Below are 24531 nucleotides of genomic sequence, written 5' to 3' on the forward strand. Positions count from 1 at the left end.
GTTCCACTCCCGGGAAACGGACCAGGGCCGACTCGCCGAACGCCCGCATCAGCGCGAACCCGGGGGCGCCCTCATTGAACACGCGCCCCGGCGCCAGCCCACGTCGCGCTTCACTCGCCGAACACGCGCACCAGCGACATGTTCTCCGGGACATGCGCCTCGAGCCATGTCCGGACATGCACCCGGCTCGCCCGCCAGAACTCCGCCAGCGTCGTCCCGGCCGCCCCGTCGAGCCGCTGGATCAGCCCCACGAACCCGCGGATCGCCGGCGCCAGGGTCGGCACGCGCAGCGGGTCCGAGCCGTGGCGCGGCGCGATCGCCCCGACGTCGAAGTTGCGCGTGCGGGCCAGCGCCGGCGCCACCGGGTCGCGCGGCTCGATCAGCAGGTACAGGTCGCCCTGCCCCGGCGCCGCCGCCCGCTCGCGCAGATGCACGCACACGAACCCGAGCCGCTCGGGTCCGGCCTCCTCGAGCGCCACGCCCGGACCGGCAGCGCGGGCCGTCTGGCGCGCCGTCGCCTCGTCGCGCACCTCGTCCAGCGCCAGGTTCTGCACCAGCCCGCTCGTCAGCACCACGAACGCCTTCTGCGGCTTCAGCTCGGTGTCGCGGGTCAGCAAGATCCGCTTCGACTCCCAGAAGTAATCGTCGCGGTAGAGGTTCTGCTGGTAGTAGAAGCGGACCATCCGCAGCAGGTCGCCGAACATCTCGCGGTGGTGCGCCTGATACTTCGCGCGCGCCCCCGCCTCGTCGGCTCCGCCCTGCAGCAGCGCGATCGCCGTGCGCCCCGCGTGCCACGCCGAGTGCAGCGCCAGCAGCACCCCCGTCGAAAGCACCGGGTCGATGAACCCGGCCGCGTCGCCGATCTGGATCCACCCGGGACCTGTCACTTCGGACATGCGGTAGCTCCAGTCGCGCTCGTGGCGGACCGGCGTCGCCCGCGTCGCCGCCGGCCCGAGCACCGGCGCCAGCTCGCCCGCCGCCGCCAGCAGCGCGTCGAAATCGCGGCGCGGCGCCCCGCGGGCCTCGCCGGCGTCGAGCTGCACCACCCCCACGCTCGCCTTGCCGCCGCCGATCGGGAAGAACCACCACCACTGATCGGCCTCGGCCAAAAACAGCGCCTGCTCGTGGCGCGGCGGCGGCACCCCGGCGCAGCCCGTGAAGTGGGCCCACATCGCCTGGTGCTTGAGCCCGCCGATCTCCTCGCGGCGATCCTTCGCCCGCCCGAGCAGCATCGACTGCCCGGTCGCGTCGATCACCAGCCGCGCCCGCGTCTCGTGCGTCGCGCCGGCCCGCTCCCACGTCACCCCGACCAGCCGCTCGCCCTCCCACACCAGCGAGCGCGCGGCCGCCCGGTCGAGCACCACCGCCCCCGCGCGGGTCGCCGCCGCGAACAGGATCGCGTCGAAGCGCGAGCGCTCGACCAGCCACGCGTGTTCGTACGCGTCGCTGTCGTGGAACCACAGGTCCCAGCGCGGCGTCTTGCCCCACCCCCACAGCGTGCTGCCGGTCTTGCGCCCGAAGCCCGCCGCCTCGACCTCGGCCAGCGCGTCGATCTCGGCCAGGATCGGGATGATCCCCGGCAGCAAGCTCTCGCCCACGTGTGCCCGCGGGTGCGTGCCCGCCTCGAGCAGCAGCACGCGCAGCCCCGCCTTCGCCATCACCGCCGCCGCCGTGCTGCCCGCCGGCCCGCCGCCGATCACCAGCACGTCGACCGCGTCGAGCTCACCCGCCGTCACGCGCACCTCGCCGGGACATCGCCATGACATGTGCATCGGGACATGTCCTCTCCGACATGTCATCGCCCGTGCGCAGACCCATCGGGCGTGTCCACCCTCGGATGTCCGCCAGGACATGCCCTTCGGAACATGTCCTCTCCGACATCCCGTCGGCCGGCCCCGACACCTTCGCGCTCACGCTTCTCGCGCCCCGCGGTACAGGAAGAAGCAGATCGCCAGCACCAGCGCCAGCGTCGCCAGCTCGCCGAGCTCGCCGCCGAGCCACGGCTGCGCCTTCTTCGGCACCAGCCCCGCGACCACCAGGCCGGCCACCAGCACGCCCGCCAGGCCCTCGCCAGCGACCACGCCCGCGGCCGCCAGGATCCCGCCGCGGGCCTCGCCCTCCGCCGGTCGGCCGCGCTCCGACAGCGCGCGCACGCAGCCGCCGAGGAAGATCGGCAGCATCGAAGCGATCGGCAGGTACACCCCGATCGCGAACGCCAGGCCCGACACCCCGCACAGCATCGCCGCCCCGGAGATCCCCGCCCCCGTGGCGACCAGGCCCCACGGCAGCTCCCCGCTCAGCACGCCCTCGATGATCGTCTTCATCAGCGTCGCCTGCGGCGCCGCCAGCTCCTTGCCGCCGAAGCCGTAGCTCGACAGCAGCAGCACCGTCCCGGCCACCACCCAGCACGCGCACGCCGCCCCGATCAGCTGCCCCAGCTGCTGCCACGCCGGCGTCGCCCCGACCAGGTAGCCGGTCTTCAGGTCCTGCGAGATGTCGCCGGCCTTCGAGGTCGCCACCGCCACCACTGTCCCGACCGTCAGCACCGCCGCTCGCGCCCCGAGGTCGTCCCAGCCGAACGCCGCGAACACGGCCGCCGTGCCGAGCAGCGTCACCAGCGTGATCCCCGACGTCGGCTGCGACGACACCCCGACGATGCCGACGATGCGGGCCGCCACCGCCACCGACAGCAGCCCGAACACCGCCACCCCGAGCGCGCACACCAGCCGGGCGACGAACCCGAGGTCGCCGGCGATGAGCCCCGGCACCAGCGCCACCGCGGCGATCACCACCGCGATGGCCGCGGCGATGAACCAGCCCGGCAGGTCGCGGTCGGTCGCCGCGACCGCGCCCTTCTCGCCTGTCTCTTTGCGCATGCCCCTGGCGACCGACACGAACGCGCCCGCCATCATCGGCATGTTGCGCAGCACCGTCAGGATCCCCGCCGTCGCCACCGCCCCCGCGCCGATGTAGCGGATGTACTGGCGCCAGATCTGCGACGCGTCCATCTGCGCGATCGTCAGCTCGCGCTCCGGGTACAGCGGCTCGGGCAGGCCGGCGCCGATCCACGCGATCAGCGGGATCAGGGCCAGCGACGACACCACCGCCCCTGCCACCACCACCGCCGCCTGGCGGTAGCCGAGGATGAAACCGACCGCCAGCAGCGCCGGCGCGAACTCCAGCGCCACCTCGGCCTTCGGCAGCAGCGGCACCGCCGCGCCCGCCTCGCTCGGCACCGCGAACAGCAATGCCACGAGCAGCTTCATGCCCGCGCCCACCGCCATGCCGCGGAAGATCCACGCGCTCCCGGTCGCGCTCGAAGTCGTCGCCCGCAGCACCTCCGCGCACGCGCGGCCCTCGGGGTACGGCAGCTCGCCGTGGCCGTCGACGATCAGCATGCGCCGCAGTGGGATCATCGCTGCCAGGCCGAGCACCCCGCCGAGCAGGGCCAGCAGCGCGATCTGCCAGAACGGCGGCGCCAGGCCCCACAGGAACAGCGCCGGGATGGTGAAGATCGTGCCGGTCGCCAGCGACGTCGAAGCCGAGCCGATCGTCTGCGACAGGTTGGCCTCGAGCAGGCTCGCCCGCCCGCGCAGCAGCGCCACCGTCATCACCGACGCCGGGATCGACGCCGACACCGTCATGCCGACCTTGAGCCCGAGGTAGGCGTTGGCCGCCCCGAACACCACGCCGAGCGCGATCCCGGTGACGACCGCACGGACCGTGAACTCGCGCATGGAGGGCTGTGGGCTCGGATCGGCAGTCACGGCGAGCCTCAGCAATACCAGACGTCCCGACACCGACGAAAGCGGCCCTCGCCTGGATCCGGGTGCCGCGGCCCCTGGTCGCCGGTGCTTCATGAAGCGGCGGACAGGCTCCTGCTCGGAGCCGCTGACGCTCTGCGAGCACGCCGAGCGCCGGGGCTCACGTCTGCGGCGACGGCGAGCCCGCAAACATCCGTCAGCCGGCCTCACAGCCCCGAGAAGAAGCTGCGTGGGTCCTCGCCGCGGCGGTCCCGGGCCCAGCGGAGCCGCTGGCGCCGCCACTGCGTCAGGTCGGTCCGCTGCGGCGCTCGCCAGTGGCCCTCGTGAGCCCGCTGCAGCAGCGGGGCGATCGCCAGCGGGTACTCGATCGGCGTCCGGCAGACCCACGCCATACCTGTCCCGAAGGCCAGACGCAGCTCCCACAGCGCCGCCGCCCGCCGCGACTCGCCGAGCCACGGCGCCGGCTCGTCGACCCGCACGCACAGCCCGCGCAGGCGGTCGCGCAGCAGCAGCGGCGCCCCCGGCCACACCTCGAAGATCCCCGCCTGCGTCGTCGCCAGCAGCCGGTACAGCGGCGTCGGCTCGAGCCCCGGCACCCGCCCCGTCGCCGCCCGCCACGCCCACGTGTCGCCGGGCGCCGCCCCCGGCGGCTCCGCGTCGCACAGCGCCCAGTCGACGCGCGCCGCCGACAGCGCCTCGTGGCCGCTGTCGAGCGACGTGTGCACCCCGATCTCGCGGTCCCACCGCTCGAGCAGCGGCGCCGCACGCCGGGCCCCGTCGCGCCCGCCGAACACCCGCTCGCCGAGCTCGTCGAGCGCCGCCGACAGCCGCGCCCGCCCCATGTCCTCGGGCACAGGCCCGCTCACCCCCGCCTCCATGGCCTGTCCCTCGGGACAGACTCATCCACGCGCCCGCCCGCGCTCACGCCACGCCTGCCCCTCGGGACATGTCCTTTTGAGCCTGTCCCTCGGGTCATGCCCATGCGAACATGTCCTCGCGGACCTGTCCGCACGGGCTCACTGCGCGCGCTCGCGGCGGAGGCGACGGACCTGGGCGACGAAGTTCGCCAGCAGGTCGGTCGCGTCGTTGGGGCCCGGGCCCGCCTCCGGGTGGTACTGGACCGAGCCGATCGGGCGTCCGCGCACCCGCAGGCCGGCGCAGGTGCCGTCGAACAGGTTCAGGTGGGTCAGCGCCGCCCCGGCCCCGAGCGACTCGAGGTCGACCGCGAAGCCGTGGTTCTGCGACGTGATCGCCACCTTCTTGTCGTCCTCGTTGCGGACCGGGTGGTTGCCGCCGTGGTGGCCGAACTTCATCTTGAACGTGCGGCCGCCGAGCGCCAGCGCCAGCAGCTGATGGCCGAGGCACACCCCGAACACCGGCGGCAGCCCCTGCGCCGCCAGCAGCCCGCGCAGCTCGGCGATCACCGCCGTCGCCGCCGCCGGGTCGCCGGGCCCGTTGCTGAGCAGGATCCCGTCGGGCCGCAGCGCCAGCACCGCGGACGCCGAGGTATTCGCCGGCACCACCGTCACCCGCGCGCCCGCGTCGCGCAGGCGGCGGAGGATGCTGAGCTTGATCCCGTAGTCCCACACCACCACGTGCACGTCGGCCGCCGGCGCCGCGTGCTGCCAGCTCGGCTGGTCCCACGCGTACGTCTTCGTCGTCGTCACCCGGCCCGTCAGGTCCTGGCCCTCCATCGACGGCGCCGAGCGGGCCAGCGCCAGCAACTTTTCGACGTCGTCGGTCTCGCTCGACAGCGCCGCCATCACCGCGCCGCGGTCGCGCAGGTGGCGGGTCAGCGCCCGCGTATCGACCTCGGCCAGCCCCGGCAGGCGCTTGCGCGCCAGGTAGCTGCCCAGGTCCTCCTGCGCGCGCCAGCTCGAGACCACCGGCGACAGCGCGCGCACGATCAGGCCGGCGCAGCCGTGCCCGCGCGACTCCTCGTCGTCCGCGTTGACGCCGGTGTTGCCGACCTCCGCCACCGTCAGGCACACCAACTGCCCGGTGTACGACGGGTCGGTGACGATCTCCTGGTAGCCCGTCATCGAAGTGTTGAACACCACCTCGCCGACCACGGTCGTCGCGGCGCCGAAGCCGAGCCCGCGGAACACCCGGCCGTCGGCCAGGACCAGCGCGCCCGGACGCGCGGCGGGCCCTCCGGCGGTGAGCGGGCGGGCGGCGAGGTCGGGACGGGCTGTCGCTTGGGTCATGGTCCTCCAGACATGTTCTTCAGAGCAGCTCGACCCCGCAGGCGCGGGCCAGCACCGCCATGCGGACCGCCACGCCGAGGGTGACCTGGCGGAGGATCCGGCTGTGTGGGCCGTCGGCGACCGCGTCGGCGATCTCGACGCCGCGGTTGATCGGCCCCGGGTGCATCACGATCGCCCCGGGCGCGAGCAGGCCGAGGCGCGCGGGCGTCAGCCCCCAGGCCGCGTGATAGCTCGCCGCGTCCGGGATCGCCACGTCGGCGCCGAGGCGCTCGCGCTGGATCCGTAGCATCACCGCCACGTCGGCCCCGCGCAGCGCCTCGTCGAGGCTCGGCGCCGCCGTCGCCCCCAGGCGCGCGGCCAGCTCGGGCGGCGCCAGGTCGCCGGGTCCCGCGACCACGCACTCGGCCCCGAGCGTGCGGAACAGCTGCAGGTCCGAGTGGGCCACCCGGCCGTGGCGGACATCGCCGCAGACCGCCACGCGCAGCCCGCTCATCGCCCCCTGGCTCGGCGCCCGGCCGAACGCCTCGAGGATCGTCAGCGCGTCGAGCAGCGCCTGCGTCGGGTGCTCGTTGACGCCGTCGCCGGCGTTGACGACGCGGGCGCGCATGACCTCGGTCCACGCGCGCGGCACCCCGTCGCGGCGGTCGCGGACCACCACCGCGTCGAAGCCCATCGCGTCGAGGTTCTCCAGCGCGTCGCGCTCCGTCTCGCCCTTGCTGGCCGAGCTGGCGGCGTCTTGCACGAAGTGCACGACCTCGGCGCCGAGCCGGCGCGCCGCGACCTCGAAGCTGAGGCGGGTGCGCGTGCTCGGCTCGGAGAACACGCTCAAGATCTGGGCCCCGCGCAGGATCGGCAGCTCGCGCGCCCCGCCGCCCTCGGCCAGCGGCAGCACGCGGGTGGCGGCGGCCAGCACGGCGCAGGCCTCGGCCGGCGACAGGTCGGCGATCTCGCACAGGTCGCGGCCGGGACGACGACCCCGCCGCGTTGCCGCGCCCCCGTCGCCGCTGTCGCCTGCGCGGTGCATCGTTTCTACCTGGCGCGGAGGGATAGCGCCGGCCCGCGCTTCGCGTCAACCCGCGCCTCCCCTCGCGCCCGGACCGCGGCGGTGCCCTGGCTCACCTGCCTGTCACTCCTGGTACCCTGCGACCAGGGCCCCATGGACCGCGAACCCTCCGTCACCAGCGCCGCCGTCCTCCTCATCGGCAACGAGCTCCTCAGCGGCAAGATCCGCGACCAGAACGGCCACGAGCTGGCGAAGATGATGCGCCGGCGAGGGATCCGCCTGGTCGAGATGTGCACCGTCGAGGACGACCTCGGCGCCATCGGCGAGGCCTTGCTGCGCCTGCTCGCCCGCGTGCCGCTGGTGTTCACCAGCGGCGGCGTCGGCCCCACCCACGACGACGTGACGATGGAGGCGATCGCCCGCGCCATCGGTCGCCCGCTGCGACGCGACCCCGACATGGAGCGGACCCTGCGCGCCCACTTCGGCGAGCGCATCACCGACGCCGCGCTGAAGATGGCCGACCTGCCCGAGGGCACCGCCTTGACCGCCGCGCGCGGCTGGCCGGTGATGCGGATCGACCTGCCCCCCGGTGCGCAGGCGAGTGCGCGGCGGATCTACGTGTTGCCCGGCATCCCCGAGCTGTGCCGGGCCAAGATCGAAGCGCTCGAGAAGATCCCCGGCGAGCTGCCCGACGCTGGCGGTTGGGCGCTGGAGACCCTGCACACGGAGATGGACGAGTCCGACCTGGCGGCCAGCTTGAACCGGGTCGTGGCCGCCTATCCGGAGGTCGAGATCGGGTCCTATCCGCGCTGGCTCAGCGGTGACGACGGGCGGCTGCGCTGCGTCGTGCGCGTGACCTTTGAGGCCATCGGCGAGCACAGCGGGCGAGCGGGCGCCGCCCGGGACGCCCTCGCGGTGGCGCTCGGTGACGCGGCCGTCTTGGCGGTCCCGGCGGACGGCGCGCTGTTGTGAACATCCCTCCGCCGAAAGTTCCGTGCTAGCTTCCGGGCCATGCGCCGCAGCCTGACCGCGCTCTTCTTCACCAGCGCATTGCTGGCCGTCTCTGGGTGCAGCCAGCCCAAGAAGGACATCCTGGCGCTCCCCGCGGCGTACGACCCGCAGGGCGCCGACCTCACCTTTAACAAGAAGAACCTGGAGAGCTTCAACACGATGAAGCCCCAGGAGCGGGCGGACTTCGTCAAGGCGCTGCAGGACAAGCCCGGCAGCTTCCGCGGCCAGGCGGTCACCGAGGCGGGCAACGGCCTCGCGGCCGGCGTCGAGGGCTCCGAGCACGGCCCGTGGGAGACCTTCGCCCACGTCACCGAGCCGGTGCTGTTCGAGATCACGATCGATTACCGCATCTTCTCGACCGAGGAGCTGGGCCGGCCGCTGGGTCGCAACCTCCCGATCTCCTTCACCGGTACGCTCGTCGACCTGCGTTACGACGCCGAGTCGAAGCCGCGCAAGCTGACCATCCAGGTCAAGGCCGACGCGATGGCGCTGATCACCGACAAGACCCCCGCGAGCTGAGCGAGCGCCCTTGTTAGACTCTGTCGGCTCACCCCTGACCTGGGTCGCGTTCCTCGTCGGCATCCTCGTCCTGCTGGCGATCGACCTCGGTCTCTTCAACCGCAAGCCGCGCCGCATCTCGATGCGCGAGGCGCTGATGTGGTCGTGCATCTGGGTGCTGCTCAGCCTGGCCTTCAACGGCTGGGTCTGGCACGCCTTCGGCGACGAGAAGGCGCTCGAGTTCCTCAGCGCCTACCTGATCGAGAAGGCGCTCTCGGTCGACAACATCTTCGTGTTCATCGTCCTGTTCCGCTACATGCGGGTCCAGCAGGAGTACATGCACCGGATCCTGTTCGCCGGGATCCTCGGCGCGCTGATCCTGCGCGGCATCTTCATCCTCGCCGGCCTGGCGCTGATCGAGATGTTCACCTTCTCGCTGTACCTGTTCGGCGGCTTCCTGGTGTTCACCGGCCTGCGCCTGCTGTTCGTGCGCGAGGGCGGGGGCGACGGCGAAGAGGCCGGCCAGGACAACTTCGTCAAGCGCTGGGCCGAGAAGTTCTTCCGCGTCACCAAGGACTTCCAGGGCCCGCGCTTCTTCGTCACCAAGGACGGCAAGCGCTACGTGACGACCCTGTTCGTCACCCTGCTGATGGTCGAGACCGCCGACGTCGTGTTCGCGCTCGACTCGATCCCCGCCATCTTCGGCATCAGCACCGACCCGTTCATCGTCTTCACCAGCAACGTGTGCGCGGTGATGGGCCTGCGGGCCATGTTCTTCCTGCTGGAGAACGTGATCGACCGCTTCTGGCTGCTCAAGTACGGCCTCGGCCTGGTGCTCTCGTTCGTCGGCGTCAAGATGCTGCTCGGCGTCGGCTACGCCCCCTACGTCGAGCCGTTCCACATCCCGATCGGCATCTCGCTCGGCGTCGTCTCGGCCCTGATCGGCGGCACCATCGTCCTGAGCCTGCTGTTCCCGCCCAGCCACCCGCCCGAGGCGAAGTCGTAGCCTGACCGCGGGGACATGCGCGAAGGGACATGTCCCTTCGCGCATGTGAATGCGGCGCGCCGACCCGGCTCCTCGTGCTGCCGACTCGCGGCGGTGGGTTCGCGCGGCCCCGGCCGCTGCGACGGAAATCGCTCAGAGCCCGCGACCCGCGCTGTCGCCCTCCGTCCTCGCGGCCCCTCACGCACCCTTGCGATCCCCGGGGCGCGGGAACGCAGGTTCAAGCCGCGGCAGACGACGCGACCCTCGCTGGCGACCTCTGCCCTCGCTACCCACGAGTGATTCTGCCCTCGCGGCCGCCCGGACCCGCCGCGCTCACGCTCCTTCGCGGACCTGCGGCGCGGCGCCCCGGAACGGCCGCCCGCCCGCGGTGTCTCATCGGCCATGCCGTCCGCCGCGCTCGCGCTCGTCCTCGCCCTCGCGCCCGCCGCCGCATCGACAGGTACTTTGGGACAGGCCGCCTGGGACAGCGCCGCCATGAGCGCCCGCGACATGGTCGATCGCGCCGGCCTGGTCCGGCCGGGTCAAAAGACTCGCGGCGAGTTGGTCGCCGCCGCCGGCCTCTCGCGCGCCGACGTCGTCCGTGTCCTGGGGGACATGTTCACCGCCTGCGGCGGCGCCGCCTGCCCGGCCCTGCAGAGTGACGAGCCGGCCCGGATCCTGCTCGACACCCTCGGCGAGATCGGCGTGTTGGCCGACGCGCCGCTGCTCCTGCGCCTCGACGCGGTCAGCATCTACCAGGCCGAGCGGAGCCTCGAGGCGATCCTCACCCGCGCCATGGCCGACGCCATCCCGAAGGCCCGCTGCGCCCCTCCGACCCGCAGCGAGCTCGCCACTGCCCGCCTCGCGCTGGCCGACTTCGCCGTCCTCCGCCGCCACGGCGACGTGCTTCAGGGCGACGCGCCGACCCCCGCCGAGCTCGACGACCTCGCCTACTTCTTCGCCGCCGTCGCCGACACCGGCCCCGAGGTCGGCCGCACGCGCGAGGCTGGCGGCGCGCGCAAGCCGGCAGCGCCCGACCCCGAGAGCGATCGCCTCGCCGCCGCCGTCGCTGACGCCAAGACCCGCGGCGACGTCGCTGGCCTCGTGCAGCACGGCCGCGCCTACCTGGCTCGCCTCGGCTTCCCGGGCCCGCTCGACAGCAGCGCCGAGACCCACTGGGCGTGGGGCGGCGCCCGCTACTCCTACGTCTTCCGCGACCTCGCCCTCGGCGCCGAGCTGCTCGGCGACCCGACTCTCGCCGGTGAGCTCTACCGCCGCGCCAACCCCGGCGGCGGCATGTGCGGCACTAGCGTCTCTTACCGCTGGAGCGAGCAGGTCCGCGGCGCCATCCGCAGCGCCGAGCGGACCGGCGACTGCCGCGTCGCCATGGCCGAGCGGCTGCTCGACGTGGATGGCCCGAGGGACATGTACCCAAAGCCAGCCCCTGCCAGCATCGACTACGGCCCGGCCCGCCTGGCCGAGGCCGGCTTCGACGTGGCCCGGCTGTACCGCGGCGCCATCCTCACCGCCGGTCGCGACGGCGAGCCCGCGGAGGTCCGCGCCGCGCTCGAGCGGGCGCCCGAGCCGCTGCGCAGCGCCGCCCTGGCTCGCCTGGCCCGCCGCGGCCCCGAGGCCTGGGAGGCCCGCGTCCACGCCCTCGAGGGCCTGGCCGACGTCGTCGGTCGCCCCGCCGTCGCCGAGCTCGAGCGGATGCTGCCGCTGCTCGCCGACGGTCCGCGCCAGCGCGCGCTCGAAGCCATCGGCGAGCTCGCCGACCGCCCCGCGTGGGACCCGTGCGACCCCGACGAGGCCGGCATCTACTTCAGCAGCTACAGCAGCCAGTGGTCGCGCCACGTCACCAGCCTCGGCGACAGCTGCGACACCGTCCTGCGCCTGCACGAGGCGGGCCCGCTGGCCCTCTCGCTCACCGCCTGGCTCGCCGACGCCAACCCCGACACCCGCGAGGCCGCCGCCGCCGCGCTCGGCAAGATCGGCCACCGCGCCGCCCTCCCGGCCCTGCGCGCCAGCAAACGCGACCGCTTCTACCCGGACGACTCGAAGCGCTGCGACGACGGAAATTGCCACATCTACTTCCCGGTCCGCGAGGCCGCCGCCGAGGCGATCGTCGCCATCCGCGAGCGCAGCGTCCACGACGCCCGCTGGCGCCGCAACGACGCCCACCGCTGAGCGCATGTCCCTTTCGCCATGTCCTTACAGGCATGCCCTAAAATACATGCCCGTAAGCACATGTCCTCCAGGGCATGCCCCAAAGTTCTAGCCGCCGATCACCCGCGGGCCGGCGGCCCCTTTTTTAAAGACCTTCGAGGTGGGCCCGCTGGACGATCCGCGCGTCGAGCGTCACATAGCCGCGCGGGCCGGCGCACAGGCGCACCGGGCTGAGGTCGACCAGCTCGAGGCGGCCCTCGCTGTCGACGCTGGCGACCCCGAAGTGGCGGACCAGCGCGTCGAGGCGGAGGAACAGCCCCGCCAGCTCGCGCAGCCCCGGGTCGTCCTTGCGGCGCAGCGGCACCCCCGCGACGATCGCCTGGGCGAACAGCATCGCCTCCGCCGGATCGAGCGGCGACAGCCGCAGCACCACCTCGTGGTGGCCCGCCAGCGCGCGCCCGAACAGCGCCGTCTCGCCGCTCTGCAGCGCCACCGCCCCGCAGTGGATCTCGAGCCCCTCGCCGATCTGCTCGGCCACCAGCACGCCGTCGAGGTGGGCCGTCGGCGCCCGCTCCTCGACGTTGGCCACGACCGTCGCGTAGGCCCGGCGGACCGCCGCCGAGGTCGTGAGATCGAGGACCACCGCCCCGAGCTCCTGCTTGCGCCGCAGGTCGGGGCTGACCGCCTTGAGCACCACCGGGAACCCGATCTGCTCGGCGAACTGGGCCGCGCCGCTGGCCGAGCCGGCCACCGCCTGGCGCGTCACCTCGATGCCGAAGCCGCGCAGCACCACCTTGCTCTCGTGCTCCGACAGCGCCTGCCCGGCCGAGCGCAGCACCTCCTCCGCGCGGGCCAGCGCCGCCGGATCGATCACCGGCGTCGGTTCGTCGGCGGCCGCGCGGACCAGCGCCTCGGCGCGCTCGCGGCGGAGCAATGCCCGCTGGGCCAGGAACGCGTCGGTCGTCGCGCTCGCCGGCCCGCGCAGGCGCAGGCCCGGGTGCGGCGCCGCCATCCCCGGGTCGTCGGCCTGCAGCGGCAGCGCCCGCTGCGCCTGGCGCCACAGCGCCGCCTGCGAGGCTGCCTCTTCGGACATGCCCTCGGCGACATGCCCCGAAGGACCTGTCCCCGGCGACATGCTCTGCGCGTCGAGCAGCAGCGCCAGCACCCCCGGGCTCGGGAACACCGGCCCCGTCAGCCGCTCGAGCGCGTGGGCGGCCGCCACCTGGCCGAGCGACGGGTGGCGCGGCTGATCGATCCGCGGCGCCTCGACCCCGAGCGGCACCACCACCTGGCGCGCCCCGGCGGTGCCGGCCCAGCGGGCCCAACCCGCGTGCAGGCTCGCCACTGGCACCATGCCCGCGACACGGCAGCCGGCCAGCTCGGGCGCCGCCAACCACTCGGACAGCCACGCCAGCGCCGGGCACAGCGACAGCCGCGGCTGCACCCCGGCGGCCACGAACGCGGCCCGCAGCCCCGCCAGCGCCCCCGCCTCGGGCCCGACCAGCACCAGCTCGCCGGCCTCCACCATCACCTGCGCCGCCGGCCCGAGCACGCGCGACGTCAGCCCGACCGGCAGCTCCGGCCCCGTGATCACCAGCAGCGCCGGCGGCCGCTCGCGCAGCGCTCGCAGCAGCGTCGGCGACGGCTCGCGCGCGACCACCACCACCGCGCCCTGCTCGCGAACCCGCCGGGCCAGCGCCGCCTCGCCGAGCACCTCGCCGGCGCCGACGAACGCGGCCCCGACGTCCTCGCCGACCAGCGCCTCGCCGGCCAGCAGCGCCCGCAGGGCCGACCTGGCCGGAGAGACAGATCGATCGGGAGCCGTCACCAAGGCGCGCCCGTCACACGATGACCGGCTTCCACAGCTCGCTGTGGAGCTGCTTGACCGCCTCCGGCCACGCGCCGGGCAGGACCCAATCGGCGCGGGTCCAGGTGGCGTCGATCTCGGCGTTCTCGCCGGGGAACAGGATCAAACGGGCGCCCGGGCCACGCGCGGCCAACGTCGGCGGCACCGGCTGGTCGGTCCCGCCGAGCCACAGCAGCGTGCCCGAGGTGTGCTGGTCGAGGTACTCCGGCCCGGCCGGCTTGGCGCCGATCGACGCCAGGGCCGCGCGCGCGGCCTGATCGAGGTCTTCGCGGGCGAAGTACCGCAGCGGGCCGCGGCCGCTGTGCTGCTCGAGGCGGGCGACCCACTCGGGCAGGTCGACCAGGCTCGCCTCGTTGTCGTACTCGGCGTCGATGATCGCGGGCAGCTCGTACCACGGCAGCGCGCCGGCCACGATCGCCGTCACCGAAGCCAGCCGCTCCCACTCGACCTCGGGCTCTTGCAGCCACAGCGCCTCGGCCCCGCCGAGCGACTCCGCCGCGGCCAGGCCCTCGTCGGTGTGCGGCACGAACACCAGCAGCGGGTGCAGCCGGTCTTGCAGCGGCCGCAAGCCCGCCGGGCCGAGGAACGTCAGCCCGTCGGCGCCGAACCGGCTCACCGCGCCGATGACGAACTGGTCGGCGCGTCCGGCGTCGCCGGGGCAGACCGCGCTGACGGTGGCGCCGCGCTCGCTGCCGATGTCACGGGCGAGGCACAGGGCCGCGGCGCTGGCCGGATGGATCCCCTGCGGGGTGCGCTGGGCGTAGACCAGGATATGAGCCATTAGTCGAGACCGTGCTTCCGTTTGATGAGCTCGAGCTGCTTTTGGTACTCGATCTCGAACGTCGAGGTGTTCTCGGTGAGGTGCTTGAGGTGGCGCCGCACCTCGCGGTCGAGGTCATCGTCGGCCTGCATGTGGCGGCGGAGGATCTCTTTGAGCTTCTTCCGGATCACCGCATCGTCGGCGTAGATCTCGGACACGAACTTGCTCTGCATGAACAGCTCGAGCAGCTGGTTCGCGATCCAGTTCAACGCCTCTTCCCCGATCCCGAAGTCCTGCTCCTCCGCCATCGAGCGCTTGAGCTTGAACAGGTCGGAGTACGCCAGCTTCTTCCGCTCGAGCTCGTCCTTGGCGCGGTCGGTGAGCTCGCGGTCCTTGCGTAGGTACTCCTTGAGGATCGACTCGACATCGCGTTTGAACTCATCGCGGTCGCTGACCTCGAGGTCGCCCGCGTCGACCAGGGTCTTGTTCACGGCTTCGACGATGGTCGAGATCTTACTTGCATAAAGACGCATGGGGTGAGGCGAGGATAGGCGCAGCTTTTCCGAGCGTCCAGGGTGCGGTACCAACCACGGGCGTGCAGCCCCGCCTCATCGTCGCCGCCGGCCTGGTCTGGCTCGGCCCCCACCGCCTCCTCGTCCAGCGCCGACCGGCCGGCGCCCGCCACGGCGCCGGCGCCCTCGAGCTCCCGGGCGGGAAAGTCGAGCCCGGTGAGCCCCCGCGCGCCGCGCTGCGGCGTGAGCTCGTCGAGGAATGGGGCCCTGCCGCCGCCGCGCTGGCGATCGGCCCCGTCGCCGAGGTCCTGCACCACGTCTACCCCGGCCCTGGCCCGGAGGTCCTGCTGATCGTCTACCACGTCGACGCCAGCCCCTGGCTGGGCACCGACTGGCACGCAGCGCTCCGCCTCGAGGCCGACGCCGCCGTCGTCGCCCACGAGCTCGCAGCCCTGCCCGTGCACGAATTCCTGGCCGCCGACCGCGAATTCGTCACCGACGTGCGCGACGGCCGGGTCGAGCCCCCGACCCTCCCCATCCATCCCTGAGCGACCTCTCGCTTCCCCCGGCGTCCCCGAGCCGGGCGCCCGGCGAATTCCGCCCGTACCCCCGCCGCAGGAGCTTCGCTCGGTCGCTCCCCGAAGCGTTCCGACGCGATCCCACGGGCCCGAGCGACCTGTCCGGAGAGACAGCTTCATCGCGCGAAGCCCGCTCATCACCTGTCCTTGCGGCCATCCTCGCCGGGCCGGCCGCGGGCGAGCGGCGGAAGGCTCACAGGATCACCGTGCGTCGGCCGGCTGGCGATCCCTCGCCCGCCGGCGCGCGCCCCCACGAGCCCGCGCGAGGCCCGCCCCGAACCACGGTTCGCCGCCCGCCGCCCGCGCGAGGCCTCCGGCGATCTCGCTCACAACCTGTCTCTTCGGCCAGCCCCGCCTCGGCGCGTGACGGCGCCCGCTCGCCGCCTTTTCGCCCCGTCGCCGCCGCGGCGGGTGACGGCCGCCCGGCCGCGGCGTATGGTCGAAGGCGATGCCCGCGCCCCGCGATTTCTCCGAGTTTTGGCCGTTCTACCTCGGCGAGCACCGCCACCCCGTCAACCGCGCGCTGCACTACGTCGGCACCAGCAGCGCCTGGCTCTTCGTGGCCTGGATGGCCTGGACGGGCCGCTGGAGCCTGTTCCCGCTGGCTCTGGTGATCGGCTACGGCCCGGCGTGGATCGGTCACTTCTTCATCGAGCACAACAAGCCGGCCAGCTTCAAGTATCCGCTGTGGTCCCTGTTCGGCGACATGAAGATGCTGCGCCTCCGCCTCACCGGCCGCATGCGCGGCGAGATGATCCGCCTGTTCGGCAGCACCGCCCCGGCCCCCGACGCCCCCCAGCGCGCCCGCACCTGAGCCCCTGCGTCCCTGTCCCGAAGGACAGGCGATCCGCGCCGTCAGGCACCTGTCCCGAAGGACAGCCCGGGTATCACGCCCCGCTCCGGGGACCGCGGCTCGCTCGCCGCTGGCCCTCGCTCATCTCCCGCGCCTCTGTCCTTTGCGACACCTGATCCCCGCGCCCGCTCGCCCCCCGTCCTGATGCCTTCGCTCCCGATCACCCTCGAGGCCGCCCTGCGCGACGCGCGGTCGCCCGATCCGACGTCTCGCAGCGTCGCCGTGCGTCACCTCGCCGCCGCCCTCCTGGCCGAGCTCGGCGACCCCTCGCCCGCCCTCGACCTGGCGCGTGGCCACGCGCTCGGCGAGGCCGTCGTCGCCGCCCTGACCGCCGCGCTCGACGATCCGCAGGTGCCCGTCCGGGCCATGGCCGCGACCGGCCTCGGTCAGCTCGGCGAGCCTGCCGTCATCGCCCGCATCGACCCCTGGCTGCAGGACCCCGACCCCGGGCCCGACGCTGGTTACCTGCGCGAGTGCGCCGCCATCACCTGCGTGCTCCTCGGCCTCGCCTCGGCCCCCGAGCACCTCGTCAGGGCCGACGACGGCGAGGGCACCCGCCCCACCGAGGCCCCGCCGGCCGCGCCGCATCCCTTGCGTCCTCCGGGACATGTCCCGAGCGACCTGTCCCGAGTCACCTACGAGGCCGCGCTCGCGCGCATCACCGCGGCCCTCCGCGCCCCCGCGCCCGACCTGCGGTTCCAGGCCGCCGGTGGCCTCGTCGAGCTCGCCGGTCGCGCCGCCGAGCCGGCCCTGTGCGCCGCCCTCGACGGCGAGAGCCACCCGCACGTCCGCCTCGCCCTCGTCAGCGCCCTCGCCGAGCTCGACCCGCCGGGGTCCGAGGCCTGCGCCCGCCTCGCCGCCGTGGTCGCCGATCCCGGCGCCGCCGTCGAGCTCGCCTTCGCCGCCGCGCTCGGCCTCGCCGCCGCCCGCGACCCGAGCGGCGGCCCGCCCCTCGTGCTCGGTCTCCAGCGCTCCGGCGACCGCGCCCGCGCGCTCGAGGGCCTCGCCGCGCTCGGGCTCGCCGCCCCGCCGGCCGCCGTCCCGCTGGCCCTCAAGCTCGCCCGCGCCTGGCTCACCCCGTCCGTCATGCGCGTGCGCGCCGCCTACGCCCTGGTCCGCATGGCCCCCGAGACCGGCCAGCCGCTGTTGGACGAGTTCGCCCGCAGCCGCCGCCCCGCCGTCCAGGAGGCCGTCGCCGACGCCCGCGCCGCCCTCGCGCAGCTGACTCTTCAGGACATGTCCAAGCGGACATAGTCTTTAATACATGTCCAAACGGGCATGCCTCGAAGGACATGCACGAGCGGACGACACGCGGGGCTCCGACGCTCCCTCTCGAAGTTCTCACCATGAAGCGACGGAGCGACCCCGGGTCACGCTCGCTCGGTCCCCTCACAGCGCCCTCGCCGAGGCCATCGACCGCACGTGGCGCGCTCCCCCGCTGCGACTGAAACGCCCTCTCTCGCCCGGCGACGCCCCATCCCGATCCGCCTGCGCCCCGGCAGCTCCGAGCTGTACTTGATGACGCAGATCCGCGACGAGGCCCACCGCCCACCGCCCGCCGCGGGTTCGGCGCGTCCCTGCTGCGTTCGACCCTGCGATCCAGCGCACACCGCCCGGCCGCCCGCTTTGCGACCCTCGGCCCGTGACCCTGGCCACGGCACCCGATCCCCGCAGCGACCTCGCCCACGCCTACGAGCTCGCCGTGCAGCACCTCCGCGGCGTCCAGGCCAAGAAGGGCGCCGTCGGCGGCGAAGTCATCTGGAACCCGATGCTCGTGTGCCAGTACGTGATGGCGTGTCACGTCCTCGGGCGCCCGATCGCCCCCGAGCGGCAGCGGCGGATCCGCCTCGCCCTCGAGCGCCAGGTGCGGGCCGACGGCGGCTGGGGCATGCACCCCGACAGCGACAGCTGGCTGTTCCACACCACTCTCGGCTACGTCACCCTGCGCCTGCTCGGCCACCCGCCCGAAGACCCGCTGGCCGCCGGCGCGCTGCGGTGGATCCGGGCCCACGGCGGCGTGACGAAGAACCCGACCTGGGGCCGGATCTGGCTGGCCCTGCTCGGCCTCTACCCGTGGCAGAGCGTGCAGCCGATCCTGCCCGAGATGTGGCTCCTGCCCGAGGCCACGCCGGTCCACCCGCGCCGCCTCTACTGCCACATGCGCCTGATCTACCTCGGGCTCAGCTACCTCTACGGCGCCCGCGTCCAGGCCCCGATGTCACCTGTCCTTCGGGACATCCGCGACGAGCTCTACGACGGCGCCTACGAGCGCGCCCCGTTCCGCGCCCACCGCGACGACATCGCCAGCACCGACCTCTACGAAGCGCCGGGCGCCGGCCTGCGCGTCGCCTTCGCCGCCATGCGGGCGCTCGACCGCGTCGCGCCCGGCGTCGTCCGCAAGAAGGCCCTCGCCCGCGCCATCGAGCACGTCCTGTTCGAGCTGCGCAGCACCGGCCACGTATGCCTCAGCCCCGTCAACGGCCTGCTGTTCAACCTCGCCCTGCACCACCATGACCCGCGCCACCCCGACGCCGACCAGGCCTTCCGCGGCCTCGAGTACTGGTTCTGGGAGGACGACGTCGAGGGCGCGCGGATCTGCGGCGCCCGCAGCGACATCTGGGACACCTCCTTCCTGCTGCAGGCGCTGTGCGAGGGCCCGCAGAGCGCCACCGGCGAGGCGCTCGGCCGCGACGCCGCCGCCTGGCTGGCGACCGCGCAGATCCGCGGCGACATCCCCGGCGGCGCCGAGCACTTCCGCGAGCCCGCCGACGGCGGCTGGGGCTTCGCCGACGAGCGTCACCCGTGGCCCGTCAGCGACTGCACCGCCGAGGCGCTCGAGGCCCTGATCCACTGCGCCGACCACCGCCTCGCCGAGCCGCTCCCGCGCGAGCGCCAGCTGGCCGCCCTGCGGTTCGTCCTCCGCCGCCAGAACGAGGACGGCGGGTTCGGCTCGTACGAGCCGCGCCGCGGCAGCCTCGTGCTCAAGCACTTCAACCCCGCCGAGATCTACGGCAACTGCATGCTCGAGTACTCGTACTCCGAGTGCACCGCCAGCTGCGTCCGCGGCCTCGCCCTCGCCCGCGCGCGCCTCGGCGACGCCATCCCGCCCGGCCTGCTCGCCGACGTCGAGACCGCGATCGAGCGCGGCGTCTCGTTCCTGCTCGGCGCCCAGCACCCCGACGGCGGCTGGCTCGGCTTCTGGGGCATCAACTTCACCTACGGCACCTTCTTCGCGGTGCACGCCCTGCTCGCCGCCGGGCTGCCGCGCCACCACCCTGCGATCCGCCGCGCCGTCGCCTGGCTGGTGCGCCGCCAGCGGCCCGACGGCGGCTGGGGCGAGAGCTTCGAGGGCCTGCTCGACGGCCGCGACGTCCAGCTCCCGCCGCACGAGCCGAGCCTGGCCGCCCAGACCGCCTGGGCCGCCCTCACGCTCATGGCCGCCGAGACCCCCGACGAGGCCCCGGCGATCGAGCGCGCGATCGTTTACCTGCACGCCCGCCAGCAGCCCGACGGCAGCTGGCCGCACGAGCGCGCCAGCGGGGTCTTCTTTAATACGGCCGTGCTCGACTACGACCTCTACCGCCAGATCTTCCCCGCCTGGGCCCTGGCCCGCCGCCTCGGCCGCGCGGCCGAGTGAGACCGCGCCGACGAGCATGTCCATCAGGACATGCTCGTTTCGACATGTCCCTGAGGACCGCCTGCATCTCGTCGCTCCCGCTGACGAAGCCGCGGCGGTCTGCCTCGAGAAAGCGAGCGATCAGGCGACAACTGCTGCGCGTTCGACGGCATGGGGCTCGCACCGCAGCGCCGGTTCAAGCGAGTGGACCTCGCTCGGGCAGTCGCGTCACATGCTCGTTCGAACATGACCCTTCGGACATGCTCGTTCGAACATCCCCCGGCGAACATGCCCCCGCGGACATGTCCCCCCGCCCCGGCTCAGAACGCCAGCAGCGCCTCGACCCGCAGCGGCGCCAGCCGCTCGCGGCCCTTCAAGAAGGGCAGCTCGATCAGGAACAGGCTCGCCACCACCTCGCCGCCGAGCCCCGTGACCAGCCTCGCCGCCGCGCCCGCCGTGCCGCCCGTGGCCAGCAGGTCATCGATCAGCAGCACCCGGTCGCCGGGCTCGATCGCGTCGGCGTGCATGTGCAGCGTGCCTTCGCCGTACTCGAGCGCGTACGCCTGCGTCACCGTGGCGGCCGGCAGCTTGCCCGGCTTGCGCGCCGGCACGAAGCCGACCCCGAGCGCGTGCGCGATCGGCATGCCGAACAGGAACCCGCGCGACTCGACGCCGACGATTCGATCGATCGAGCCGGCCAGGTCGGCCACCGCGTCCAGATGGAGGCGCAGCGCCGCGGCCATCGCCGCCGGCTCGCGCAGCACCGGGGTGATGTCGCGGAACAGGATCCCCGGCGACGGGAAGTCCGGCACCGCGCGGATCAGGCTGCCGACGTCGCGCAGCGCCGCCGCGCGCTCGGCCTCGGACATGCGAAAATCGGGGCTCTCGCGCATCGTCTCGCTCTCCCTGCTCGCTCGCTCTACGGCTCGCCCCGCGGATCGACCTTCACGGTCGCGCCGGACAGCATCGCTTGCCACGGTGAAAGGTCGGGCGCCGTGATGTCGAGGACCAGCGGGGTCACCGACACGAACCCGCGCTTGACCGCCCACGTGTCCTCGCCCTCGTGCTCGCCGGCGTCGCGCGGCGGTCCGCCGATCCAGAAGTAGGCCATCCCGCGCGGGTCCTGGCGGCGCTCGACCTGCTCGACGTAGGGCCGCGCGCCGAGCCGCGTGACGACGATCGGCAGGCCCTCGGCGAGCGTCTCCGGCGGCCCCTCCGGCGGCGGCGCGCTGTGGGAGATCCACGGGATGTTGACGTTCAGCAGGCTCATCGACGGCTGCGCCAGCAGCTTGCGGGCCAGCGTGCGCACCACCGGGATCGCCACCCGCGGCGACTCGCGCGCGTGGACCGACACCGCCATCGCCGACGCCCCGCGGATGAACCCCTCGGCGGCGCCCCCGACCGTGCCCGAATAAAACACGTCGGAGCCGAGGTTGAAGCCCGGGTTCACCCCCGACACCACCAGCGCCGGCCGGCGCTCGCACAGGTGCAGCGACGCCAGGTACACGCAGTCGACCGGCGTGCCGTTGACGCGGTGCCAGCCCGGCCGGACCTCGTCGACGCGCAGGTGCGAGTGCAGCGTGATCGCGTGCGACGAGCCGCTGCGCTCGGTCTCCGGCGCGCACACCACGACGTCGCCGAGCGGCGCGACCGCCTCGGCCAGGGCCAAGATCCCCGGCGCGAGGATGCCGTCGTCGTTGGTGACCAGGATCAGCGGCCGTTCCGACACGCCGCGCCTTGTAGCACAGACGGGCCGCTCGCCCGGACGCGAAACCGCCGCGCCCCGGCCGCGAGCCCGCGCGGAAAAAATAAAGAGCCGGCAGGGAAACCCTGTCGGCTCTTCTCGTTTGTCGGGGCGAGAGGATTCGAACCTCCGACCCCTAGACCCCCAGTCTAGTGCGCTACCAGGCTGCGCTACGCCCCGAAACGGAGCGCCGGTATACGCGCTTTGGACCGCCCGGGCAAGCCTTCTGTGACGCCGCCGCGCCCGGCAAACTCACGCGGGCCCGACCGCCGCCTTTTTCGCGGCGGATCTCGCAATCATAGCGGCTCGCGGCCGGTGCGCTGCAGCAACGGCTGGGCCTCGCCGGCCGCCGCCGCCTCGTCGATGAGGGCCCGGGCGCCCCCGCGGGTGCGGATGAACTCGACCGGGTCGGCCGCCGAGCTGACCGACTCCGTGTTCTCGACCCACGCGATCATCTCGTCGAGCGACTCCCGCAGCACCGCCAGCGACTGCGACGCCAGGTAGCGGCTCGACGGCGGCGCCATCTCGACCGCGTCGCCGCCGAGGCGCAGCTGCTGGCGCGCACCCGCGATCGTGAACTTCTTCGCGTACAGCAGGTGCTTGATCTTCAGCAGCGTCTCGACGTCGCGGCGCCGGTACACCCGCTGCTGCGTGCGCGACTTCTGCGGGCGGATGACCTTGAACTCCGTCTCCCAGTAGCGGAGCACGTAGGCCGGCACGCCGACGATCTGCGCCACCTCGCCGATCTTGAAGTAGAGCTTGTCCGAGCCCAGATCGGGCCCCGTCGCCGCGCCGGCCTTCTTGGCCCGCGCGCGCGGGCGCGTCGGCTTCGCCGGGGCCTCGCTCGCGCCGCCGCCCTCGCCCGCCTTGCGCCGGCCCGTCTGCCCCGCGTCCTCGTCTGCCTCGCTCATCGCCGCCTCGCTACGCGTTGAGCGCGGCCTTCAGCACGTTGCTCGGCTTGAACGTCAGCACCCTGCGGGCATCGATCGTGATCTGCACGCCGGTCTGCGGGTTGCGGCCCGGGCGGGGGTTCTTGGCGCGGACGACGAAGTTGCCGAACCCCGAGATCTTGATCTTCTCGCCCTCCGCGAGCGTGTTCTTCATCAGCTCGAACACCACCTCGACCACGTCGGCGGCCTCCTTCTTGGAGAAGCCGCCGACCTCTTCGCATACGCGCTCGATGATGTCCGCCTTCGTCATCGCCGCGGATCTTTGGCAAAATTCGGCCGCCGCGCAAGCCCGCCGGCCGCGCCTTGGACCTAGCTTTGCGCGCGAGAAAAACTCAACTGCCGCGCTTGTTTGCAGCATCACAGGTCGAGCAACACGGCCCTCGCTCGTGCCCCGGACCCGACCCGCCGTTCACGACGCGCCCCGTCCGACGCCTCGCAGAACACTGCTCACGCCGACAGTCTGTGGCGATCGCGGAATCCGAGCGCCGCGGCCTCACGCTACGCGCGCTGCCCCGGCCGACCTCCACGGGCCGCCGCGACCCTCGCCCTCGGCTCCGCGGCTCGTGTGGAGCGCCCCACGAACGCCCGCGACGTCAGGCCCACGCGATCCTGAACGCGCGACGACCGGCTGGTGTCGGCCTCGCGGGCCGTTGACGATCAGTGGTTATCGGCCGCGCGCCCCGGCGCTCCACGACCGATGCGGGTGTAGGCCGCGCGGCCTGGCGCTACACTCCCTCCAATTGTCCCTCGCCTCGCTGCGCGCGCGTCCTTCGGCGATCGGCCTGCTCGTCTGGTCGCTCGTGGTCTGCGTGCGCCTCGGCGATCTCGGCGACGAGGCCACCCTCGCCGAGGTCATCGTCCTGTTCGTCGTCCTCGTCGCCGTCCCGCGGGCCCTGCTTTTTACTGCCTCGGAGGACATGTCCCCGAGGACATACGCCAATCCGACCCGCCTCGCTCGCATCGCCGGCCTCGCCGGCCTCGTCGCCGCCGTCCCGGCCCTCGCCCCTGACCTCGGACCTCGCGCCGCCGCCGGGCTCACCGCGCCCTGGCTGCTCGTGTGCGGCTTCGCGGCTCTTCACGGCCTCCTGCGCCTCCACGTCCGCCGCAGCCTCGCCCCCGCCGAGCTCGCCCTCGACCTCGCCCTCTTGCTGCTGCCCGTCGCCGCGGTGTGGTTGCTCGTCTACCGCGGCGACCTCGTCCTCGGCGGCTTCGGGGGCCTCGCCGCCGTGCTCACGGCCGGCCACTTTCACGCCGCCGGCTTCGGCGCGCTCGTCATGGTCGGCCTGCTCGGCCGCGGCCTCGGCGACCTGCGCGACTGGACCCGCCCCGTCTACCGCCTCGCCGCCGCCCTCCTTATTTTCGCCTTCCCCCTGCTCGCGGTCGGCATCGGCGCCGGCGCCCGGCCGATCGAGCTGGCCGGCTCCGGCCTCTACGTCCTCGGCCTCCCGCTGCTCGCCGGCCTGCAGCTCATCGCCGCCGTGCGCCTGCGCGACCGGCCGGCCTGGGCACGCGTTCTCCTGTGCGTGTCCTCCGGGGCGCTCCTGCTGAGCACCACCCTCGCCGGCATGTTCGCCGCCCAGGGCTTCTACGGCGCCGCCGTCCCGATCCTCACGATGCTGCGCGCCCACGGCCTCGTCAACGCGATCGGCTTCCTCGGCCTCGGCCTGCTCGCCTGGTCCGGCCTGCACCGCGCGACCGGCCCGCAACCCGCCTGACCTGAAGGACATCCCGCCTGTCCACAAGGACAGATGGCGTGAACGTTCGAGTCCTGCCCGTCCTCGAGACGGATGGCACGGGCGCTCCAGTTATTCCTGTCCGCAAGGACAGGCGGCACGAGCGATCGAGCTCTGACGGTCCCCGAGATCAGGTGACACGGACGCTCCAGTGATTCCTGTCCGCAAGGACAGGCGGCACGGGCGCTCGAGTTCTGACGGTCCCCAAGATCAGGTGACACGACCACTCCAGTTATTCCTGTCTGAAAGGACGGGCTTCCCTGGCGCTCGTGCCGCCTATCCGT

Annotated in this window: 21 protein-coding genes and 1 tRNA gene; 9 read left to right on the forward strand and 13 right to left on the reverse strand. The window is 73.4% G+C overall.

What is annotated here, in order from left to right; genetic code table 11:
* Positions 1-110: 110 nt before the first annotated feature.
* The 5 genes from POL25_RS01340 to POL25_RS01360 all read right to left on the reverse strand — a co-directional run bounded on the left by POL25_RS01340 (position 111) and on the right by POL25_RS01360 (position 6995).
* On the reverse strand, positions 111-1766 hold the full coding sequence (locus POL25_RS01340; RefSeq protein WP_272083914.1) for an NAD(P)/FAD-dependent oxidoreductase: 1656 nt from the start codon (positions 1764-1766) through the stop codon (positions 111-113).
* Positions 1767-1910: 144 nt separating this feature from the next.
* The gene (locus tag POL25_RS01345) at positions 1911-3767 is read right to left on the reverse strand and encodes an OPT family oligopeptide transporter (RefSeq protein WP_272083916.1); all 1857 of its coding nucleotides are present in this window, start codon (positions 3765-3767) and stop codon (positions 1911-1913) included.
* 203 nt (positions 3768-3970) lie between these two features.
* On the reverse strand, positions 3971-4630 hold the full coding sequence (locus POL25_RS01350; RefSeq protein ID WP_272083918.1) for a hypothetical protein: 660 nt from the start codon (positions 4628-4630) through the stop codon (positions 3971-3973).
* Between the two features lie 150 nt (positions 4631-4780).
* Positions 4781-5971, reverse strand: a complete 1191-nt coding sequence (carA, locus tag POL25_RS01355; protein WP_272083919.1) for a glutamine-hydrolyzing carbamoyl-phosphate synthase small subunit — start codon at positions 5969-5971, stop codon at positions 4781-4783.
* Positions 5972-5990: 19 nt separating this feature from the next.
* On the reverse strand, positions 5991-6995 hold the full coding sequence (locus POL25_RS01360; RefSeq protein WP_272083921.1) for an aspartate carbamoyltransferase catalytic subunit: 1005 nt from the start codon (positions 6993-6995) through the stop codon (positions 5991-5993).
* A gap of 132 nt (positions 6996-7127) precedes the next feature.
* Here POL25_RS01360 and POL25_RS01365 point away from each other — a divergent pair, with 132 nt between their 5' ends.
* From POL25_RS01365 to POL25_RS01380, 4 genes are all read left to right on the forward strand, one after another.
* The gene (locus POL25_RS01365) at positions 7128-7946 is read left to right on the forward strand and encodes a competence/damage-inducible protein A (protein WP_272083923.1); all 819 of its coding nucleotides are present in this window, start codon (positions 7128-7130) and stop codon (positions 7944-7946) included.
* 39 nt (positions 7947-7985) lie between these two features.
* A complete protein-coding gene (locus POL25_RS01370; protein ID WP_272083925.1) occupies positions 7986-8504 on the forward strand; it encodes a hypothetical protein in 519 nt (172 codons plus the stop codon).
* Between the two features lie 10 nt (positions 8505-8514).
* Positions 8515-9489, forward strand: coding sequence for a TerC family protein (locus POL25_RS01375; protein WP_272083926.1), 975 nt, complete (start codon positions 8515-8517; stop codon positions 9487-9489).
* A 381-nt stretch (positions 9490-9870) separates the two neighbouring features.
* The gene (locus POL25_RS01380) at positions 9871-11655 is read left to right on the forward strand and encodes a HEAT repeat domain-containing protein (RefSeq protein WP_272083927.1); all 1785 of its coding nucleotides are present in this window, start codon (positions 9871-9873) and stop codon (positions 11653-11655) included.
* 124 nt (positions 11656-11779) lie between these two features.
* Here the strand turns inward: POL25_RS01380 and POL25_RS44095 are convergent, their stop codons facing one another.
* From POL25_RS44095 to POL25_RS01395, 3 genes are read right to left on the reverse strand one after another with little or no spacing between them, the layout of a single operon-like run.
* The gene (locus tag POL25_RS44095) at positions 11780-13462 is read right to left on the reverse strand and encodes an acetate--CoA ligase family protein (RefSeq protein ID WP_272083929.1); all 1683 of its coding nucleotides are present in this window, start codon (positions 13460-13462) and stop codon (positions 11780-11782) included.
* 13 nt (positions 13463-13475) lie between these two features.
* Positions 13476-14282: a hypothetical protein gene (locus POL25_RS01390; RefSeq protein WP_272083932.1), complete on the reverse strand. Its 807-nt coding sequence runs from the start codon at positions 14280-14282 to the stop codon at positions 13476-13478.
* Positions 14282-14794: a DUF507 family protein gene (locus POL25_RS01395; protein WP_272083934.1), complete on the reverse strand. Its 513-nt coding sequence runs from the start codon at positions 14792-14794 to the stop codon at positions 14282-14284. Before POL25_RS01395 ends, POL25_RS01390 begins: the two co-directional genes overlap by 1 nt.
* Before the next feature lie 62 nt (positions 14795-14856).
* Here POL25_RS01395 and POL25_RS01400 point away from each other — a divergent pair, with 62 nt between their 5' ends.
* From POL25_RS01400 to POL25_RS01415, 4 genes are all read left to right on the forward strand, one after another.
* Positions 14857-15321, forward strand: a complete 465-nt coding sequence (locus POL25_RS01400; RefSeq protein WP_272083936.1) for an NUDIX domain-containing protein — start codon at positions 14857-14859, stop codon at positions 15319-15321.
* Between the two features lie 478 nt (positions 15322-15799).
* Positions 15800-16165 (forward strand): Mpo1-like protein, encoded by a 366-nt coding sequence (locus POL25_RS01405; protein WP_272083938.1) that lies wholly within the window; start codon positions 15800-15802, stop codon positions 16163-16165.
* A 183-nt stretch (positions 16166-16348) separates the two neighbouring features.
* Entirely contained in the window at positions 16349-17458 is a 1110-nt protein-coding gene (locus POL25_RS01410) for a HEAT repeat domain-containing protein (protein ID WP_272083940.1), read from the forward strand.
* Between the two features lie 388 nt (positions 17459-17846).
* Complete coding sequence (locus POL25_RS01415) at positions 17847-19841, forward strand: squalene/oxidosqualene cyclase (RefSeq protein ID WP_272083942.1); 1995 nt, start codon at positions 17847-17849, stop codon at positions 19839-19841.
* 299 nt (positions 19842-20140) lie between these two features.
* Here POL25_RS01415 and POL25_RS01420 read toward each other — a convergent pair whose 3' ends face one another.
* The 5 genes from POL25_RS01420 to POL25_RS01440 all read right to left on the reverse strand — a co-directional run bounded on the left by POL25_RS01420 (position 20141) and on the right by POL25_RS01440 (position 22764).
* The gene (locus tag POL25_RS01420; RefSeq protein WP_272083944.1) at positions 20141-20713 is read right to left on the reverse strand and encodes an adenine phosphoribosyltransferase; all 573 of its coding nucleotides are present in this window, start codon (positions 20711-20713) and stop codon (positions 20141-20143) included.
* A gap of 26 nt (positions 20714-20739) precedes the next feature.
* Positions 20740-21549 (reverse strand): 5'/3'-nucleotidase SurE, encoded by an 810-nt coding sequence (gene surE, locus POL25_RS01425; RefSeq protein ID WP_272083946.1) that lies wholly within the window; start codon positions 21547-21549, stop codon positions 20740-20742.
* Between the two features lie 121 nt (positions 21550-21670).
* Positions 21671-21744: transfer RNA gene (locus POL25_RS01430), tRNA-Pro, on the reverse strand.
* Positions 21745-21860: 116 nt separating this feature from the next.
* On the reverse strand, positions 21861-22475 hold the full coding sequence (locus POL25_RS01435; protein ID WP_272083948.1) for a MerR family transcriptional regulator: 615 nt from the start codon (positions 22473-22475) through the stop codon (positions 21861-21863).
* Between the two features lie 10 nt (positions 22476-22485).
* Positions 22486-22764, reverse strand: coding sequence for an integration host factor subunit alpha (locus tag POL25_RS01440; protein WP_096333509.1), 279 nt, complete (start codon positions 22762-22764; stop codon positions 22486-22488).
* 490 nt (positions 22765-23254) lie between these two features.
* Here POL25_RS01440 and POL25_RS01445 point away from each other — a divergent pair, with 490 nt between their 5' ends.
* Positions 23255-24229: a YndJ family transporter gene (locus POL25_RS01445; protein ID WP_272083950.1), complete on the forward strand. Its 975-nt coding sequence runs from the start codon at positions 23255-23257 to the stop codon at positions 24227-24229.
* Positions 24230-24531 lie beyond the last annotated feature (302 nt).

Origin of the sequence: Nannocystis bainbridge, assembly GCF_028368995.1 — a bacterium.
Taxonomy (GTDB): domain Bacteria; phylum Myxococcota_A; class Polyangia; order Nannocystales; family Nannocystaceae; genus Nannocystis; species Nannocystis bainbridge.